The organism is Paenibacillus sp. J31R120, from assembly GCF_056269225.1.
Map to the genome: position 1 here is coordinate 1 of NZ_JBWDNN010000003.1, position 18,811 is coordinate 18,811.

The 18,811-nt window shown below is 48.4% G+C and carries 18 protein-coding genes; 7 read left to right on the forward strand and 11 right to left on the reverse strand.

Going from position 1 to position 18,811, the window contains the following annotated elements; genetic code table 11:
- Positions 1–851: 851 nt before the first annotated feature.
- Complete coding sequence (locus AC0YNW_RS12230) at positions 852–1,001, reverse strand: S-layer homology domain-containing protein (RefSeq protein ID WP_475832692.1); 150 nt, start codon at positions 999–1,001, stop codon at positions 852–854.
- A gap of 42 nt (positions 1,002–1,043) precedes the next feature.
- Positions 1,044–1,304, reverse strand: coding sequence for a hypothetical protein (locus tag AC0YNW_RS12235; protein WP_475832222.1), 261 nt, complete (start codon positions 1,302–1,304; stop codon positions 1,044–1,046).
- Positions 1,305–2,053: 749 nt separating this feature from the next.
- Between AC0YNW_RS12235 and AC0YNW_RS12240 the strand changes: the two genes are divergently transcribed.
- The 6 genes from AC0YNW_RS12240 to AC0YNW_RS12265 all read left to right on the forward strand — a co-directional run bounded on the left by AC0YNW_RS12240 (position 2,054) and on the right by AC0YNW_RS12265 (position 9,199).
- Positions 2,054–3,490, forward strand: a complete 1,437-nt coding sequence (locus tag AC0YNW_RS12240; protein WP_475832223.1) for a PTS mannitol transporter subunit IIBC — start codon at positions 2,054–2,056, stop codon at positions 3,488–3,490.
- A gap of 72 nt (positions 3,491–3,562) precedes the next feature.
- A complete protein-coding gene (locus AC0YNW_RS12245; protein ID WP_475832224.1) occupies positions 3,563–5,626 on the forward strand; it encodes a BglG family transcription antiterminator in 2,064 nt (687 codons plus the stop codon).
- Positions 5,623–6,054 carry a PTS mannitol transporter subunit IIA gene (locus AC0YNW_RS12250; protein WP_387472896.1) on the forward strand — a complete coding sequence of 144 codons (432 nt, stop codon included), beginning with the start codon at positions 5,623–5,625 and terminating at the stop codon, positions 6,052–6,054. The genes AC0YNW_RS12245 and AC0YNW_RS12250 overlap by 4 nt, the downstream gene beginning before the upstream one ends.
- Positions 6,054–7,217: a mannitol-1-phosphate 5-dehydrogenase gene (locus AC0YNW_RS12255; protein ID WP_475832225.1), complete on the forward strand. Its 1,164-nt coding sequence runs from the start codon at positions 6,054–6,056 to the stop codon at positions 7,215–7,217. Before AC0YNW_RS12250 ends, AC0YNW_RS12255 begins: the two co-directional genes overlap by 1 nt.
- Positions 7,214–8,926 carry a phosphoenolpyruvate--protein phosphotransferase gene (ptsP, locus tag AC0YNW_RS12260; RefSeq protein ID WP_475832226.1) on the forward strand — a complete coding sequence of 571 codons (1,713 nt, stop codon included), beginning with the start codon at positions 7,214–7,216 and terminating at the stop codon, positions 8,924–8,926. The genes AC0YNW_RS12255 and ptsP overlap by 4 nt, the downstream gene beginning before the upstream one ends.
- A 12-nt stretch (positions 8,927–8,938) precedes the next feature.
- Complete coding sequence (locus tag AC0YNW_RS12265; RefSeq protein ID WP_119799892.1) at positions 8,939–9,199, forward strand: HPr family phosphocarrier protein; 261 nt, start codon at positions 8,939–8,941, stop codon at positions 9,197–9,199.
- Positions 9,200–9,384: 185 nt separating this feature from the next.
- Here AC0YNW_RS12265 and AC0YNW_RS12270 read toward each other — a convergent pair whose 3' ends face one another.
- From AC0YNW_RS12270 to AC0YNW_RS12280, 3 genes are all read right to left on the reverse strand, one after another.
- Complete coding sequence (locus AC0YNW_RS12270) at positions 9,385–10,329, reverse strand: alpha/beta fold hydrolase (protein WP_475832227.1); 945 nt, start codon at positions 10,327–10,329, stop codon at positions 9,385–9,387.
- 215 nt (positions 10,330–10,544) lie between these two features.
- The gene (locus AC0YNW_RS12275; RefSeq protein WP_387472906.1) at positions 10,545–11,726 is read right to left on the reverse strand and encodes a multidrug effflux MFS transporter; all 1,182 of its coding nucleotides are present in this window, start codon (positions 11,724–11,726) and stop codon (positions 10,545–10,547) included.
- Positions 11,727–12,359: 633 nt separating this feature from the next.
- Complete coding sequence (locus AC0YNW_RS12280; RefSeq protein WP_475832228.1) at positions 12,360–13,013, reverse strand: GNAT family N-acetyltransferase; 654 nt, start codon at positions 13,011–13,013, stop codon at positions 12,360–12,362.
- A gap of 194 nt (positions 13,014–13,207) precedes the next feature.
- Here AC0YNW_RS12280 and AC0YNW_RS12285 point away from each other — a divergent pair, with 194 nt between their 5' ends.
- Complete coding sequence (locus AC0YNW_RS12285; RefSeq protein WP_475832229.1) at positions 13,208–14,089, forward strand: deoxyribonuclease IV; 882 nt, start codon at positions 13,208–13,210, stop codon at positions 14,087–14,089.
- A 4-nt stretch (positions 14,090–14,093) separates the two neighbouring features.
- Here the strand turns inward: AC0YNW_RS12285 and AC0YNW_RS12290 are convergent, their stop codons facing one another.
- From AC0YNW_RS12290 to AC0YNW_RS12315, 6 genes are all read right to left on the reverse strand, one after another.
- A complete protein-coding gene (locus tag AC0YNW_RS12290) occupies positions 14,094–14,450 on the reverse strand; it encodes a hypothetical protein (protein WP_475832230.1) in 357 nt (118 codons plus the stop codon).
- Positions 14,451–14,547: 97 nt separating this feature from the next.
- A complete protein-coding gene (locus tag AC0YNW_RS12295; protein ID WP_475832231.1) occupies positions 14,548–15,366 on the reverse strand; it encodes an ABC transporter permease in 819 nt (272 codons plus the stop codon).
- Positions 15,367–16,392, reverse strand: a complete 1,026-nt coding sequence (locus AC0YNW_RS12300; protein ID WP_475832232.1) for an ABC transporter permease subunit — start codon at positions 16,390–16,392, stop codon at positions 15,367–15,369.
- Positions 16,389–17,267 (reverse strand): ABC transporter ATP-binding protein, encoded by an 879-nt coding sequence (locus AC0YNW_RS12305; RefSeq protein WP_475832233.1) that lies wholly within the window; start codon positions 17,265–17,267, stop codon positions 16,389–16,391. Before AC0YNW_RS12305 ends, AC0YNW_RS12300 begins: the two co-directional genes overlap by 4 nt.
- Positions 17,251–18,072, reverse strand: a complete 822-nt coding sequence (locus AC0YNW_RS12310) for a hypothetical protein (protein ID WP_475832234.1) — start codon at positions 18,070–18,072, stop codon at positions 17,251–17,253. Before AC0YNW_RS12310 ends, AC0YNW_RS12305 begins: the two co-directional genes overlap by 17 nt.
- A complete protein-coding gene (locus AC0YNW_RS12315) occupies positions 18,047–18,616 on the reverse strand; it encodes an RNA polymerase sigma factor (RefSeq protein WP_475832235.1) in 570 nt (189 codons plus the stop codon). Before AC0YNW_RS12315 ends, AC0YNW_RS12310 begins: the two co-directional genes overlap by 26 nt.
- Between the last annotated feature and the right edge of the window lie 195 nt (positions 18,617–18,811).

Here is an 18,811-nt window from a genome sequence, read left to right on the forward strand (position 1 = left end):
CTTCGAAGTTCTTCACACTGACCAAGGTCAATGTGAGCTCTTCTTCTATCTATTAATTCCTTAGAATTAACAGGGCAGTTTCGCTCGTTGTTCAGTTTTCAAAGAACAATCTCTTTCGTATCCGCCGTTTGTATCTCGCGGCCGGACTAATAATATAACATGGCTGTTTCACAATAGCTACAGGTAATTAATTACATATGAGTAGGGACGATATTTCTCAGAACAACTCCAATTTTAGTTTTTTAAAATAATATAGCTTGGTGAAGACATATTCATATAAAACGAGTGAGGCTATGCCTGCCTCTATTCCGAACGATCAAGGAGCCAAAGTTCATGAGCAATTCCACAACCAGAAAGTTGAGAACTTGTCAGCACTAGAACCTGCGAATGCAAAAGGCGTTGACTAAATGAGTGTTGGATCGGTATTCAGGTTGCTCGAGCTGGTAGTATAACAAACGATATCCATTCATAACCGACCAATATGAAGAGATAGGACGAGCATTTTCCTCGCCTGTAATACGCTAGACTTTTTCATAACTTTTATGTTGATTGATGGGTTCCGTACCCCAAATCATGCCTAACCCCGTTCGCAGTCAGTAGCCCTGGAAGATCTGCATCATCCCGCAGACAGCAGCATAATTTCGGTCGCTAGTCAGACGATCCAGCCCTGTAGCGGATGATAGTTGTAGTTCTGTTAATTATGCATCCTGTTTTGATTCAAACTAATGTTATGCACCCACTTTTGTTTCAACGGTCAGTATTCTTGTTGTCCCAAGACAAAGGATGAAACCCGTCAAATTAGAGTTTCATCCTTTTCCAACAAAATGAGACATTGATTTGGGGTCATTTGATTATTTTTCGATAGCTTTTAATATGACAGTTACCGATTCCGCCCTGGTTGCATGGGCTTGGGGTTTCATCGTGTTATCCGGATAACCGGCAATCATTCCATGCTCTACTGCGACAACGACCGCCTTCTGTGCCCATGTAGAAACGCCCAGTGACCATTCAAATCGTTAAGTGAACTCCAGAATTATTTTCCGCTACAGGTTTCGCAATACTGCAAATTTGGTAAAGTGGTCGGTTGTACCGCTTACGACGCCCTTCTCCCTTTCGATCCCGAAATTATTCAGTTCTATCCATTCATCCATTTCTTCATTGAGCCAGTAAAGGCTGATTTCAACATTATCGTCACGAAGTAATTGAAAAAGATATCTCCCATTCGTTGCTCTCATTCCATTCGCTTCACCTTTCATTGCCGGTTTTACCCCGCCTTTGTTGATATTGATAGATTGTTTCAACATCAACCTATCCCCGAATTATAAATGAATTCATAGATCATGAAATCTAACTGCGGTTATAGCAATAGAATGAACGATGGATATGGCGTCAGTAGGGTGCTCTTCAACTGTACTCTTTGGAAGGAACGGATATATCTGAGGCAAACACAAGATATATCCATAATAATGAAGTCAACTAGTTGCATTATTTATTTAACTATATTAATCATCACCCGCTTCATTGCCATTTTCCTGTCAGCCACAAAAAGGACTCACCATCAATCATAGTGAATGTCCCAACATATTTGGCTCTACTCCCCTGCTTTATCTATCTGCGTATATGACTTTTCGTTCAAATCCAAAGTCTCGATATGCTGAATGACATTGTTGCATAGCGTTACAATAACGAACTCACTTTCCCTTGGTCCAGCTGCATGACGAACCGGGCGGCCAAATGGAAGAAGTATGGCGCTTAGATTAAAAGTAAATAAAGGATATATAGGGCCGCTCCTCTCATAACGAACGGTTGTCACTGATATGTCCTTCCTATCGCTTGCATATGTTCAATACTAGCTGCACAATGCTGCTATAATGCGCTTTCATCTTAAATTATTCATGCTTTTTTTTGCGCCATCATAACATATTGTCAACAGCTTTCATGACGAAAGCTGCTTTTCATTTGATTGAACTTGAAAACGCTTACGTATTATGATGACTACAGCTTCAAGAAAGCATTTATGAATAATTAACCCTATTAAGGAGGTCAACTGATCATGAGTCAACAACAGCAATCCGCTTCCGAGCAAGGCGGTGCCAAAGTCGCTATTCAGAAATTCGGACGATTCTTGAGCGGCATGGTTATGCCTAATATCGGCGCTTTTATTGCTTGGGGCTTGATCACGGCCCTGTTCATTCCAACCGGATGGTTCCCGAATGAAAGTCTGGCGACACTCGTCGGACCGATGATTACCTATCTTCTGCCGATTCTGATCGGCTATACCGGCGGCCAAATGATTCACGGCACGCGCGGTGGCGTCATCGGCGCTGTGGCTACGATGGGGGTTATTATCGGCTCAGACATTCCGATGTTCCTCGGAGCCATGATTATCGGCCCGCTGGCCGCATGGATACTTAAAAAGTTCGATCAGTCGATCGAAGGCAAGATTCCTTCCGGCTTCGAGATGCTGATCAACAACTTCTCCTCCGGGATTATCGGCGGACTTCTGGCGCTCGGTGCCTACAAAGGCATTGGCCCCGTTGTCGAGATGATCAGCAAAGGGCTCGCTAACGGCGTTCAATGGCTGATTGACGCGGGACTGCTGCCGCTCACGAATATCATTATTGAGCCGGCCAAAGTATTGTTCCTGAATAATGCCATTAACCACGGCGTGCTAGGCCCGATCGCACTTGATCAAGCGACGAAAACTGGGCAATCGATTATTTTCATGCTGGAATCGAATCCAGGTCCGGGTCTCGGCATCCTGCTCGCCTTCTGGCTGTTCGGGCGCGGAGCTGCCAAGCAATCTGCTCCAGGCGCGGTTGTCATTCATTTCTTGGGCGGTATTCACGAGATCTACTTCCCGTACATCCTGATGAACCCGAGACTGATTTTGGCAGCGATTGCCGGTGGTGTTGCTGGTACGTTCACCTTCGTTCTGTTTGGAGCAGGCCTTGTCGCCACCCCTTCACCGGGCAGTATCTTCGCTTACTTTGCCATGACGCCAAAGGGCGGATGGCTGCCGATGCTTAGCGGTGTTGTTGTAGCAACGATTGTATCGTTCCTCGTCGCTGCCCTGCTGATGAAGACATCCAAGCAAAAAGAGGATGGCGAAGATCTGGAATCTGCACAGACCAAAATGAAAGAAATGAAAGCTCAGGCGAAAGGGACAGCGGTAGCGTCCCCAACTCCAGAAGCGGCGCCTAAAACGATCGAAAACGTTCGGAAAATCGTATTTGCCTGCGATGCGGGCATGGGCTCAAGCGCGATGGGCGCCTCCATCCTGCGGAAGAAGATGACGAAATCAGGCATTGATGTGACGGTCATTAATACGGCGATCAACGATCTTCCGAGTGACGCTGATATCGTCATTACGCATAAGACACTGACAGATCGGGCGCGGCTGAAGGTTCCTGCAGCAGAGCATATCTCCATCGATGACTTCCTGAAAAGCCCGCAGTATGACGAGTTAGTAAGCCGATTAGGCACATAATAAGAAATCGTAACGCTGGCGTGAAGATACGCCCGCGTTACGTTAATTTTCCGTAAAGGAGGCCGCCGGACTATGAAAGTATCCAATAGACAACGCAAAATATTGGAGCTGCTGCTTAGCCGGCAGGACGATATTACAGCCGATCAGCTGGGTCAGACCATTGGGATTAGCTCCAGAACGGTTCATCGGGAGCTTCAAATACTAGACCCCGTACTGGCTGGCTATGATATAGCACTTGTCAAAAAATCCGGCTCCGGCATTAAGCTCATGGGCGATCAGCGCAGCCTCGGCGAGTTTCAAGAGCAGCTGCGGAGATCCGATACCGAGACGTATTCCCCTGAAGAACGCAAGGTGCTCATCCTCTGTCAACTCCTTAGTCAGGATGAACCGATCAAGCTCTTCTCTCTCGCAAGCGAGGTTCAAGCGGCGATTCCTACCGTCAGCCGTGACCTGGAAGAGCTGGAGACATCACTGACGAACAGTGGCCTTGCTCTCGTTCGCAGGCGCGGGTACGGCATAGAGATTACGGGTGAGGAAACAGACCGCCGCAATTTCATTGTCAAGCTGGCGGAGGAATATATCGATGATTTTCTTGGCGCCTTATCTCGAAAAGAAATATGGCCAACCACTCATGAGCTGCTGAAGCTCGTAGGCCATGATGCCTTGTTTTCGGTAGAGCGCACTTTATGGCAGCTGGACGAGATTTGGGTCAGGCGGCTAAGAGAAGCCGACTATAACCGACTCCTTGTACGGTTATCCGTTGCCTTTATTCGTATCCAAAAAGGACATTTGATCTCGTCTGCTGCCCGTCTATCCTCCGTCCAAATCAGTGAGGAAAGCAAACAAAAGCTGAATGCCCTCTCCTCCTCCCTCGGGATCGACGCAATGCCTGATGAGGAGCTTAGATATATGCAGTCACTGCTGGATCAGGCCAAAGAAAAAGAAAAGCGCAGTGCATCTGCACTGCTGGAGCAATACGGGCTTGGACTCGCCGAGCGTGCGATATCACTCATACGCTTGATGGAGGAAGAAACCGGGACCCCTTTTCACAAAGATCGAACGCTGCTTGAAGGCTTGATCAGCCATCTGGGACATGCGCTGGAGCGGCTGCAACAGGGTGAAGCGATTCGCAATCCCCTGCTCGCTCAAATCAAAAACGACTATGAATCTTTGTTGGAGTCGACTATTCGCAGCGCTGCGAAAGCATGGCCGGACCTTGTTATACCCGAAGAAGAAGCAGGCTATCTAGCTATGCATTTCGGCGCAGCCATCGAGCGTTGGAAGCTTGTTCCAAGACAAGTGCGGGCCTTGCTCGTTTGCACGAGCGGCATCGGCTCCTCCAAGCTGCTTGCCGTTCGCATCGTTAAGGAAGTGCCGCAAGTGGAGCTACTTGGGCACTACTCCTGGTATGAAGCGTCACGCATGCCGAGTGAGAAATATGATTTGATTATATCTACAGTCGATTTGCCGATTGAGCCTGATCGTTATATTAAGCTCAGTCCCCTTCTGACTAAGGATGAAGCCGAACGGCTGCGCAGTCATATTTGCGAGTTATCGGTATCCCCTGAGATCGTGGATGAGAAGGATGATAAGCAAGATGCTTGGCAAAGGCTTAATTTGCTCAACCGTTATGCAATGGAAACGGTGATGATTTTGGAGTCGTTCCATGTCTATGAGTTGGACCACGGGCGTTCTCCAAAGCTTAATGGGCTGCTGAAGGATGCGCTGCCGCTCATGCTTAAGGAAGACGATCGACAGCATACGAATGCGATTGCCAATCTGCTCATTCAGCGCGAGCAGCAAGGCAGCGTGTTTATCCCGGATACGAGCCTGGCCATGTTCCATACCCGAAGCGAGCTTATAACAAAGCCGTTGATATCGCTGTTCCGCCTGCAAGAGCCGCTTCTCATGAATGAACAGGAACAGCAGCTTGCCTCGCAATTTCTTATTATGCTGGCTCCGGCAGGCTTGAACCGGATCGCATTGGAGCTGCTCAGTGAGATTAGTGCGATGCTGCTTCAGCCAGAGATGAACCAGCTGTTGAATGAAGGGATAGCGGAGCGAATCCGCTCCTTCATGTCACGCCAACTAGAGATATATATGAAATCCAAATTGGAATGGAGAGAACCATCATGAGCATACTGACAACAAACACCATTATTTTGAACGCATCCGTTGCCGATAAATTCGAAGCGATCCGCCTTGCCGGACAGCTGCTGGTCGATGCGGGCCACGTACCTGCCGCCTATGTGGACAAAATGATTGAGCGTGAGCAAGTCTCCTCTACCTACCTGGGCGGCGGGCTCGCTATGCCCCATGGCACAAATGATTCCAAAAGCTTGATTCAATCGACAGGCATCTCCGTCGTTGTACTGGCGAATGAAGTGGACTTCGGCGGTGAAGCCGCTCGTCTTGTCATCGGTCTTGCCGCCGTAGGCGATGAGCATCTGGAGCTGCTGTCCAGCCTGGCCGTTCTTGTATCGGATGAAGACGATATGGAGCGGATTCTGAACGCTTCGAGCAAAGAAGAGCTTCTTGGCATCTTTGCAGAAGGTATGGAATAATGAAGGCCGTACATTTTGGCGGAGGCAACATCGGGCGCGGTTTTATTGGCCTGCTGTTGTCTCAAGCCGGCTACCAAGTCACATTTGTAGATGTGGATCAAGAGCTTGTCCGGCTGCTTCAGGAGCGTAGGCAATATTCCGTCGTGTATGCCGGTGACGAGCAACAATCCTTTACAGTAGATCATGTCACCGCCATTCATGGCAGTGACCAGGCGCAAGTCGCCGAGGCGGTTGCCGGGGCCGATCTGGTCACAACAGCCGTAGGCGTGAATGTGCTTAAGCATATTGCCGGTTCAATCGCCTCGGGTATCGTTAGAAGGCTCGAGCAGTCAGGCGGCCCGCTAGTCCTCATTGCCTGCGAGAATGCCATTGGCGGAAGCACACAGCTCCAAGAGCTTGTCTATAGCCATCTAACGAAGCAGCAACAAGCAGAGGCAAGCCGAATGGCTTTCTTCCCCGACGCTGCGGTTGACCGCATTGTTCCTCTTCAGCAGCACGAGGATCGTCTCAAAGTGCTTGTCGAACCTTACTACGAGTGGGTAGTTGACCGCTCTTCCCTGCCACCCAGTCATAAAGAGATTCCGGGTGTTCACTATGCGGATCAGCTGCAGCCTTACATTGAGCGCAAGCTGTTCACCGTGAATACCGGACATTGCTGCGCAGCCTATCATGGCTATCTGCAAGGCTTGGACACCATACAAGAGGTTATGAGGCAGCCGTCTATTGTGGCGCAAGTAGAAGGCGCCATGCAAGAGACGGGCAGTGCGCTAATCGCACAATATGGCTTTGATGCAGATGAGCATAAACGTTATACTCAAACTATTCTGGAGCGGTTCCGCAATCCGCATCTGACCGATGAGGTTGTTCGGGTTGGCCGTTCCCCGATTCGCAAGCTTTCTCCAAATGATAGACTCGTACGTCCTGCCCTATCCGCCTATGAGTTTGGGATTGAAACGCCGTACCTGGCCCAAGCAATGGCAGCTGCGCTGCTCTTTGATTCTCAGGATGATCCGGAAGCGGTGCAGATTCAGCAAACGATCAGCCGGGATGGGATTTCCTCTGCGGTGACTGAGTTCACCGGTCTTGATGAGAATCACCCGCTTCATGCCGCTGTACGGGAAGCATACAATACCTTGAAGAAGGAAAGGAGTGATCGCATATGACACGGTTATTGCAAGGCATTAACGCATCGCCAGGCATGGCAGTCGCACCGATCTTGATCTATCGCAACAGTCAGCCCGTCATTGAAGAAACAACCATTACAGATACCAAGTCGGAAATCGAGCGGCTGCAGGCTGCGCTGCGCGAGACACGGGCAGAGCTGGAGCAGCTTCGCGACTCCGTGAAAGCTAAGCTTGGCGAAGAAAAAGCGGAAATCTTCGAGGGTCATCTCATGATATTGGAAGACCCCGATCTTATAGATGCAGTTATGGAAGCGATCCAAAATGAATCGGTCAATGCCGAGTACGCGTTACACACCGCCTCCTCTTCCTTCATCGAAGTTTTAAAGCAAATGGACGACGAGTATCTGAGAGAACGCGCGGCTGATGTTCGTGACGTATCGGGCAAGCTGATCGGACGCTTGAGCGGTGTCACACAAACCGATCTATCGCAATTAACGGAACCTTGTATTATCGTTGCGAACGATCTTGCACCTTCAGATACCGCTAAGCTGGATATAGGGGTGGTCAAAGGCTTTATTACTGAAATCGGCAGCCGCACCTCGCATTCGGCCATTATGGCCCGATCGCTGGGTATTCCCGCGATTGTTGGTGTCGGAGCGCTAAGCGATGATATCCAGACAGGAGCGTTGGCGCTGCTTGACGCAACGAATGGGACAGTCACGATTAACCCGAGCGAGCAGCAGCAGCAAGATTTCACTGGCAAAAAAGAACAATACGACCAGCAGCAAGCGGAGCTAGCCAAGTGGGTTAGCCGCCATTCCCTTTCCGATGACGGCCATTGCGTAGAATTGGCTGCCAACATCGGCAAGCTGGAGGATGTTCAGAAGGCTCTGGACAATGGCGCTGAGGCGATTGGCTTATTCCGAACCGAGTTTCTTTATATGGGCCGCAGCTCGCTGCCTACAGAAGAAGAACAGTTCACCAGCTACAAATATGTATTGGAAAAAATGAACGGCAAGCCGGTAGTCATCCGGACGCTCGATATTGGCGGTGACAAAGAGCTCCCTTATTTGGAATTACCGAAGGAAGCAAATCCGTTTCTTGGACAGCGTGCATTGCGCCTATGTCTGGAACGCCCCGATCTATTCCGTACACAGCTGCGCGCGCTTCTGCGGGCAAGCAGCTATGGAAACCTGAAGATTATGTTCCCGATGATAGCCGTATTGAGTGAATTGCGGGATGCCAAGGCGCTTCTGGAAGAAGAAAAAGCCAAGCTTCTGGCAGAAGGAATCCCTGTCTCAGATACAATCGAAATCGGAATGATGGTCGAGATTCCGGCGGCGGCGGTATCCGCTGATTTGTTCGCCAAGGAAGTAGATTTTTTCAGCATCGGCACGAACGACTTGATCCAGTATACAATGGCGGCCGATCGTATGAATGAAACCGTCTCTTATCTGTACCAGCCATGTAATCCCTCAGTCCTTCGCCTTGTTCGAATGGTTATTGAAGCAGCGCGCAAGGAAGGTAAATGGGTCGGCATGTGCGGGGAGATGGCTGGCGACGAGTCGGCTATTCCCTTGCTGCTCGGTCTTGGACTGCATGAATTCAGCATGAGCGCAAGCTCGATTCTGCCCGCAAGAGCACAGATCGGCGGTCTCTCCTATGAGCGCTGGTCGCAGCTAGCTGAACAGGCATTAGCGATGGCTACACAAGATGAGATTCAAGACTTCGTTAGAAGCCAATCTTAAGGAGGCAACGTTATGATTAGCAAAACATTTACGATTATCAATCCGACAGGATTCCACGTACGACCTACCAAAGCGTTTGTTCAAGCGGCATCCGCCTTCCCTTGCACGATTAAAGTCGAAAACAAAGGCAAAAAAGTGAACGGCAAAAGCTCGCTCAGCATGCTTACCCTTGGCATAGCCGCACAGGATGAGGTTACGCTTGAGATTGACGGGGACCAAGAGCAAGAAGCAATGGAGCAGCTCGGCAAGCTGCTGACGGATATTTACGAATAAACAACGAGAATCCCCCTATCACGCTAACAAGCGTTGAATGGGGGATTTGTTTTTTAAGGAAGATTCAGCTCCATAAATTACGTAATAATTATTATGTTAACTTACGACATTAAATGATTTGTATATGAAAAAGAGCGAACCGTATCATGCGGTCCGCTCGATCATTTCTCGTCGTTCGAATGTGATTAATCAGCTGCAATCTCGCTCATGAACGCTCTGAATTGCTCTGTAATCTCTTTGGAATACTGGTGATGCAAATAATGAGTACCGTCCTCCATCGTTACGACTTTCCCATGAATCGAATCTTTGGCCTGTTCTTCATGCATCGGAATCCAGTTTTCTACATCCGTCGAACTTCCGTCAAGGAAGAAAATGAGTGGCAGATCTGCTGGGAATTGCTTGTTCTCTACCGCTTTGAAGTTATCGTCAAAGTACTTGGATTCGTTGGCGATGTTGGCATTCATCATATTTCGAAGGGTGAGTATTCGAATCTGCTCTTTTGTCTCCTCGTCGACGTCTGGGGCAATCACTTGGTCTGGAGATAATTTTAAAAGCAGACGGTAAAATCCTGAATCCTTCAACATTTTCATGGCATCAACAGGCAGCTCTTCTCCTCCGCCTTGTGCTGGAACACTGGTGTCGATCCCCACAAACGCACTAACTTCATTCCGGTATTGATTGACATACTCTAACCCGTATATACCGGAGATAGAATGCCCCATGAGGATATAGCGATCAATCTTTAACTGCTGAAGAGCTTCATGAAGCTCGGAAGTTATATTCTCTATCGTACGTTCTTTTTCAGTGATATCACTTAATCCGTAACCGAATGGCTCCACAACAACGACCTTATAGAATGGAGCAAGCTCGTCCACGAGTGGCTTGAAATCAAGTGCCGGCGCTGCGGTGCCATATCCAGGCAACAGCACAATCGTCTCTTCCCCGCTCCCTTGAATGAGCACATTCATATTTTTCCCGTCAACCGTCATATGCTGGCCATACGATTGTATTTTAGCCTCCTCTGACCGGTTGCTAGCTGCATTAACGGCATACACAATCACCAATAAAGCGATGATGACTAGCAAAATGATGCCCAATACTTTTAACAAAACGAAAAGTGTCTTCTTCATCACGTAATTCCTCCCTGTATCGTCGTGCTTGTGAGAGTCTAATGTAACAAATTAGTTTAAAGTCAAATAAAACAGAAGCTTAACGCTATCTTAATTCTCCTTATAGGATACAATTCCAAAAAAAATAAGCGCCTCCCGCTCCGGCGCTTATCCAATCATGCTCATTTTCTTATTTCTTTTCTGCATTTATAACAGTATCTCTACAATCGCAGCCTTTACGGCTTTCTTCTAACCCAGACAAAGCCGATCACAGCCATTCCGATACTTAATGTCATAAAATAAATCGGCATCGTCATCAGTGACCCGGTATGGAGCAGTCCCATTCCCATTGTAATGAGACTGACGAGTACATAATAGCCCGAGCTGAAGATAGCCCCTGCTGTTCCCACCACATCGCGGAAGTCGACAAGCGCCAGACTTAGGCAATTCGGCAATGCCATGCCTGCACCTAACAGCATGATGAATAGTGAAACAATTATCGACCAGAACAAAACGCTATCAGCCATCTCCATGGCATTCACGCCAACCAGCAACAATGCACCGCCTGTCATGACCGCCAATCCTAGATGAATGATCGTCTCCGGACGATAATGAGGCAGTAACCGCCTAGAGTACATCGCTCCTGCTGCCGTCGCTAATGCAACCATAATGCCTAGAAAGCCATATAAGCCAGTCGACAGCTTAAAGTGGTCGATAAAAATAAACGGAGCTTCGGCGTAATAACTGAAGAGCACGCCGTTAATGCCGCCTATTAGCAACGCAAAGGCGATCACCCGCGGTGAGGTGATCATCCGCTTTATAACCGGAACCACAGCTGCACGAACTCTGGCATCAGGCGGATGTGTCTCCGGCAGCTTGGCGTAGGCATACGCGAATAGCCCTACACTTATGGCGACCAGTACGAAGAATACCGCTTCGAATCCCCAGATTTGGTCCACCCAGCCGCCAATAAGCGGCCCTACCGCAGGTGTAAAAGCGATAACCGCCGAGATTTGGGCAAACACGGCATTTCGTGCATTCCCTGAAAAGCTCTCGCGCAGGATCGTCTGCGTAATGATAGAGCCTGTTGCTGCGCCGAACGCTTGTACGAGTCTGCTCACGAGCAGCCACTCGATAGTTGGCGACAGTAAGCACATCAGACTGCCGATGCCATAGCACACAAGACCGGCAAGCATGGCAGGTCTTCTCCCGATCAGATCGGACATCCAGCCCCAGCAGAATACGCCTAGCGCAAATCCGATGAAGTAAATGCTTAACGTCATTTGAACCAGACGATTCGATGCGTCGAAAGCATCCGAGATGTCCGGCAACGACGGGGTATAAATCGTTTCGCTAATTTGCGGAAACGCGACTAATACAATCATTAACAATAAAGATGGTGCTGCCTTTTTATTCACGTTGTATGCCCTCCTACAAGCATGGTCTATTGGTTAGTTATAGGAGGAGCCTAGCTAGGGAAATGGCGGGACCATCGTTAGGATACGTTCGTACGATGTCATGTCAATCACCTTTTTGGAATGGTTTTAGGAGGGCTTGCTCATTAGGCTACTATATCTTAAATCCTTGCGGGTGAAAAGCACCTTGTGAGATGCGTGGTAGGAGCGGCAATTCTTAAGATGGACAATGGATGCTGTAAAAGGGGAAAACGGGAAGCAGCAATGTACACTTTTTCTCTGGGGAAATCTGACGCATAATGGAGGCATGACAAGAGAAAAGGGAGTTGGCAACCATGTTCATGAATGACTACGTATCGCATCAGCTGTGGAAAGTTCGTGAAGCTGAATGGGAGAAGCAAGCTCGCTTTACCCAAACCTGGTTTACAAACCTGAAACGCAAGCTAAGCGCGTAAAGGAAGAAATGCCGTCCCATACGCTTCAGACATAGATATTTGAAGGTAATCGTAACTAGCACAAAGCCGACGCGTATGCGACGGCTTTTTCTTCCATTCAGCTGATTACGATACTGGCATCCCCCATTGCACCTGAATCCATACCTAACGTCGAACAAACGTTCCCTCCTCCTATTTTTCGCTACTCGTAGCTTCTTTGAAGCCGATCCGTCAAATTCGCACGAACCTCAGGCCACTCTTCAGCAAGTATCGAGTAATAGGCTGTATCCCGTATTCCGCCATTGCTAGCGGGCACATGGGCTCTTCGTATCCCTTCATACAAAGCGCCGATCCGTTCGATCGCCTGCCGGGACCGCATGTTGCGGGCATCTGTCTTGAGTGTCACACGAACCGAACGCCATACCTCGAACGCGTGACTAAGCAGAAGCAGCTTGCATTCCGTATTGACGCCTGTCCGCTGAGCTGTGGCCGAATACCAGGTGCTTCCGATTTCCGCTACGGTTGGCGGATTTGCATCAGATGGCGATAACCCTTTCGTTACGCCTGGCGGCCATGGCGGAGGCCAGCCAAACACGTCCAAATCAAGAAATCGCGTTGATCCAATGATACGGTCTGATTCCATATGGCGCACGACAAACGGCAGCATACGGCCCGCTTCCCAACCGGACAAAGCGCCCTGTATGTAAGCTTGCGCTTCCTGAGCACTCTCCGGTACATTCGTATAGGAATAAGTTGACCGATCCTCCATACCTGCGGCATGTAGATCGCCCGCATGATCGATGGTCATAGGTTCTAGCCGGATAATATTTCCTTGAAGCGTGACTGGAGTTAGCATGGAATCCCTGCTTTCTAGATGAAGTAGTAGTGTCTATTCTTCCTTGTGAATGGCTATTTCCACAGTACCATGAGAGCTTGATCTGCGCCAAGCCCTTTGTCCACTGATTGTTTTGAGCATGAAAGATCCAGCTGTGCTTACTGAATCCAAAACAAGGCAACAATAAGAACAAAAAGAGTTGAAGGATGAACGCAATGGCCTTATTAGTTGGTTCTCATGTATCGATGTCCGGCAAAAAAATGCTGCTTCAAGCGAGTGAAGAAGCGGCTTCTTATGGTGCGAATACGTTTCTGATCTATTCGGGAGCTCCGCATAATACGCGGCGCAAGCCATTAACCGAGCTTAATGTAGAGGCTGGGCATGCGCATATGAAGGAACATGGCATTAGCCATATCGTCGTCCACGCCCCTTTCATCATTAATTTAGGCAATACGACAGACCCCGGCCGTTTTGAGCACGGGGTTGAATTTCTGCGTTCGGAGATTGAGCGGACAGAATACCTCGGTTCAGATCAGATTGTCGTTCATCCGGGATCGCATGGCGGAGCGGGTACAGTTCCCGGTTTGCTGAAGATTATAGAAGGTTTAAACGAAATATTAACCGAGAAGCGAAATGTCCAGATCGCACTAGAGACGATGGCGGGCAAAGGAACGGAATGCGGCCGTACTTTTGAGGAAATCGCAGCGATCATGATGGGCGTAAAACACAATGAGCGTTTATCCGTATGTATGGACACCTGCCATATTCATGATGCGGGCTACAAGGTGAAAGAGGACTTTGACGGCGTACTGGAGGAGTTTGACCGATTGATTGGTATTGAGCGGATAAAGGTCATTCACGTGAACGATTCCAAAAATCCGCGCGGCTCCCATAAAGACCGACACGAGAATATTGGCCATGGCTACATTGGGCTTGAAGCGCTTCGATATGTCGTCCACCACCCGCAATTAGATGACATACCGAAGCTGCTGGAGACCCCATCTATCGGTGAGAAGAAGTACAGTAATCCGCCTTACAAGCACGAGATCGCCTTGCTTCGCGGCGAAGTGGATGAGCCGATTCAGAAACCCAAGTAACACATTACAATGGATTATCGCACTTCCATTCTTCTATTAAGATGGAGAAGTCGTGGAGATAAAGCGCTAGCTTCTCTTCCAGTTGGCTAAACCCGATTAGGTTAGTGAAATGGATTGAATGCACAAGCTCTTCGTCTGAAATATCATAGTCATTTTCCAGGTAGTCGATAGGCACCTCGTATTTCCTTAAATAGAACCGCATAGTGGTCAGTGCTTCTGAGTGCGGATTCAATAATAGCGGCGCGTCAACAGCTTGTATTTTGATAAAAGACCGGTTGCTATCGATGATGGCTGGCAGTTCGGCAGCCAGAGCGTTACCCTGTAACAAGCTATTGACTTGCCTAACCGATAATTGATGCATGAATGGCTCTCCTCTCGAACGTCCTCGTCGGATTGCGTATGCCCATAAATTGGTACGATGCAGCATTGCAAGTTGATTCATGTCTTAACATTCATCGTTACATTCCGTATCTCCTGCGCAATTCATAATTCCGATAGCTTAGCCACGCTAAGGCGGCAGATAACAGAACGGTATATAGATAAAAAAAGGAGAGATGAAGAGTCATGCCGAAGTTGCCGAGCATAACACGCCGAGGGCGGTTAAATAGATTTTCGACCCGCATGATTTCTGTGAATCCGGCATTTTTTAACATCCAAGCAATAGACAAATCTGAGAGGTTTCGTACGAGGAATGGTATGGCCAATACGAATCCAGCTATAAAAAAGACCGTAAGAATAGACGACGTACGCGCGGATAGCGCTAACAGCAGCAAGCCAAAACCCAAACAGCCCAGTAGATTTGTCGCCCATTGGACCACAATGTATTGCCAGACGGCCAAGTCGTATGGAGCTTGCTGATAACGCTCCAGACTTTGCATAGGCTCGGCCCAGCCCCCTGCCCCTTCCATGGCAAGGTTCATTGTAAGATTGACGATCCATATGTAAAACACAATGAAGACGATAAAAATCATAGCAGCTGCGCATTTGGCCGTAACGATTCGCGAACGTCCGTATCTTGTACTCCGGATCAATCCATCCGTACGCTGGCTATATTCCATTGTAAAGATGCCAGATAACGCGATTAATATGATCAATCCCTCAAAGACAGTTCCAATTGAATACGGCAAAGCGCTAATCCCTTCCCACGCCGAACCGGAACGCCAGCGGTGCTGCCAATAAACAATGTACAGCTGCACCGGAAGGAACAAGGCTATTAGGAAATAGATCGTTTTGACAGCCGCTATCTTCAAAAATTCATGGCGGATAAGTGCGGTCATTTAGCTCACCTGGCGCTTTCTCATGCTGAAGTAAACGAGCACGCATGTAACGGCAATGTACAAGGATATGAGGATCAAGGTTTTCGTCTCATAATAGAAATTAAAGCCGGCTATCTCATAATGTGGACTAAGATGGACAAAGTTTAAATATTCTAGGCTGACAAAGCGCGAATACGGCAAAAGCGCAATTATTTTCATGGATACATAAGGGATCCACAAGTTCAGCTTGATCATGACATCCGGCAGCAGGAAGACAACTCCTCCAGCGAATGCAGGAATAATGGCATGTCTGGTGAGTGAGGACAGAAAAGCGATAAACAGTCCCAATGCTGTGCAGCCTGCTATAGTAAAGAACAATTGAATGATGAAAAAGCTCCAGATAGAGCCGGTATAAGATGTCTGGGAATAAAACTGATAAACCGCTTTAAGCGGATCGCCGCTCCCGTTCAGATCATAGAAGATTACGCTCAGAATGAGCTGTATTCCTGCGAATAAGCCGCAGACGGACGCACAGTATAGTGCGGTTGCGGCAAGCTTAGCCGCTACCGCCTTTCTCCGCCCATGCTTGCTGCTGTAGATCAAGCTATCCATACGAGATGTGTATTCTCGCGAGACGATCGCGGACAAGCCGATAATTGTAAGCCCGCCGATTAAATAGTAACCCAGATGTTCGTTGAACATCAGTACCTTACGCCAGCCTTGAAGATCATGGGAGACAACCATACCTTCCAGTCTAGGATTCGTGATTTCACGGGCAACGGTGAATTTTGCTGCCAATACCTCATCATACAGTTGCCGATCTTCGATATGCTTACGTTCTTCAGTTTGTAGTTTTTCGGCCCATGCTTGCTTTTCAACTGGTGTCATAGCTTGAAGCTCGTGGAAAACAGCTTTGATTCGGTTATGCTGCTCTATTTGATTATCGGCGAAGAAATAGAGCACTTGAAGCGTGACGAATACGATCGCCGCAATATAGAAGACACGCTGGCTGAACAATTTATACAGCTCATGCTTGATCAGACTCATCGGTCATCCCCTCCCATTTCGCCAAAATAATACAAATAGATATCCTCCAGTCGAGGTGTTTGAAGGGTGGCGCTCGGAGCAGGCTTGGCATCAGAGATTAGCCTTGCCTCGATATCTGTCCCCTTCCGCAATAGATTGCCGACCGTGTAATTACGCTCTAGCTCATCGGCTTCTTCGGCTGGTACCGTTACGTGCCACACCTTACCTTCCAATTCCTTAAGGATATGCTCGGGTTTTGCTTGCTTGACCAGCTTCCCGTTTCTCAGCACCAAGACCTCTTTGGCGATGTATTCAATATCTGTAATAATATGCGTGGATAAGATGACAATTCGCTCACCCGATATATCCGACAGCAGGTTGCGGAATCGGACTCTTTCCTTCGGGTCCAGTCCAGCCGTAGGTTCGTCCAAGATAAGCACCTTGGGATCACCAAGCAGCGCCTGGGCAATCCCAAGTCTTCTCTTCATCCCACCGGAGAAGCGCCCAATTCGCTGCTTCCGCTCTCCTTGCAAGTTTACGAGTTGGAGCAACTCGCTGATTCTCTCCTCCGCGTGACCACTCTTTATTCCTTTCAGCGATGCTATATAACGCAGGAATCTTTCTGCCGTAAAATGGCTGTAGAAACCGCAGTCCTGTGGCAAATATCCGATCATATCCCGGTAACGGTCATCCATAACACGGATGTCCTCCCCGTTTATGAGAATACTCCCTTTCGATGGAAGCAGGACATCGGCCAGCATGCGCATAAGCGTGGTCTTACCAGCGCCGTTCGGTCCGATTAATCCGTAGACGCCAGGTGTCAACTCTGCCGAGACCTCATCAAGTGCGAGTTTATGTTTATAGGAGCGGGTCAGCCCGTTAATCGACAGCTTCATACGGAATACTCCTTTCAAAATATAACTTGGCACGTACAGCTACTCTCCAAGCTTGGATGACAGCGAATACGATGCCCAGCACGACCAATGCTAGCTGCATGGGCGGCTGGATGATTTCAAAGTTTGCTTTCAGAGACGGAATCGACTGCATAGCTTGATTCCCAACTAGCCACATCGGCAGGAATGCGGAAATTGCGCGACTACTACGGAAGGAAGCGGCCATGGTCAGCGCCAATCCGCTTGTAAGCGATAAGGGAGTGAGCCATAACAGCGTGACGTCCCGCAGAAGCAACTCCCCTTGGTCTGGTATAGAAAACAAAGACAGTGCCGAATTGAGAAGAACGGAATAGATCGTGATGACCCATAATCTGGCGAGCATAACTTGGACGGCGTTAAACTTGCAAGAAGCCTCCAGCTCCATCATTCCGGAATCTCTGCCTTTAAAAACTTCTAGCAGCCCGAGCAGGAATGGTATAGGTGCTATTGCTGTTATGATTAATGCTGTGCTTAATCCACCAAGCATAAGCAGCGCACCAGCTGTGTAGATAGCTAGACTTATGATCCAATACATTGGATTCATAAAGGTAATCTCCGATAAAGCCAGCGATTGCAGCTCGCGAATTCGTCTTCCGGCCTTGCGGATTCGGCTGGCGCGGTTTTGATCCATATGTCGTTGCACGGCTTCTACCGTACGAGTGATTTCCGTTTCGTCTGGGTACTTGACCTCGAATCGCTGAAGCTGAGAAATTATGTCCTCATACTCTTCTTCCGTTGGCATGTTATCTTTTGGACTGTTGCCGTTCATGGCCGTCCCTCCCATCCAGAATAGATTTTAACTTCGCTAGTCCTTGTGAGATCCGTGATTTCACGGCGGATTCCCCGCTTGATGTCATTTCGGCAATAAGCTTGATTTTGTAGTCATGAAAATAGCGCAAGACAAGCGCTTCGCGCTGATACGGAGGGAGCTCCATGATGGCGTTTCGAATCCGATTGCTCTCCTGCTTTAGCTCGATTAAATCGATGACCTTGGCTTTTGGGTCTTGCAGGGACTCATCTGCTTCCTTGGCATACATGTGGCTCCGGCGGGCACTGCTTCTCATATAATCTCGGCAGGTATTCAGCGCGATTCGAAGCAACCACGGCTTGAAGCTGCCCCGTGAGGAGTAGCTGCCCATGTGCTTGACCAGCTTCATGAATGTATCCTGCGTAAGATCGCATGCGAGATGATAATCGCCAGTGTTGCGGTACAGGTATGCAAACACCAGTTTGTAATGCCGCTTGATCAACACTTCCATCGCGCTTGGCGAGCCTCGTTTGATTTCTTCGATTAGCTCCTCATCAGTCTGCATGTTCAACACCTCATTACTATTAACGGTCAGCAGAGGCAAAACGATTTAATGTTTAATTGAATTTGTTGGAAAAAGATTCAGCCGCTGACACGAAACGTCCTCCAATCGTTCATTTTAGCCCCTTTTTACCGAAAAAAAGGTATGATAAAATTGCATTAAATCTATATTTAATGCAACTTTGATTACAAACAACGA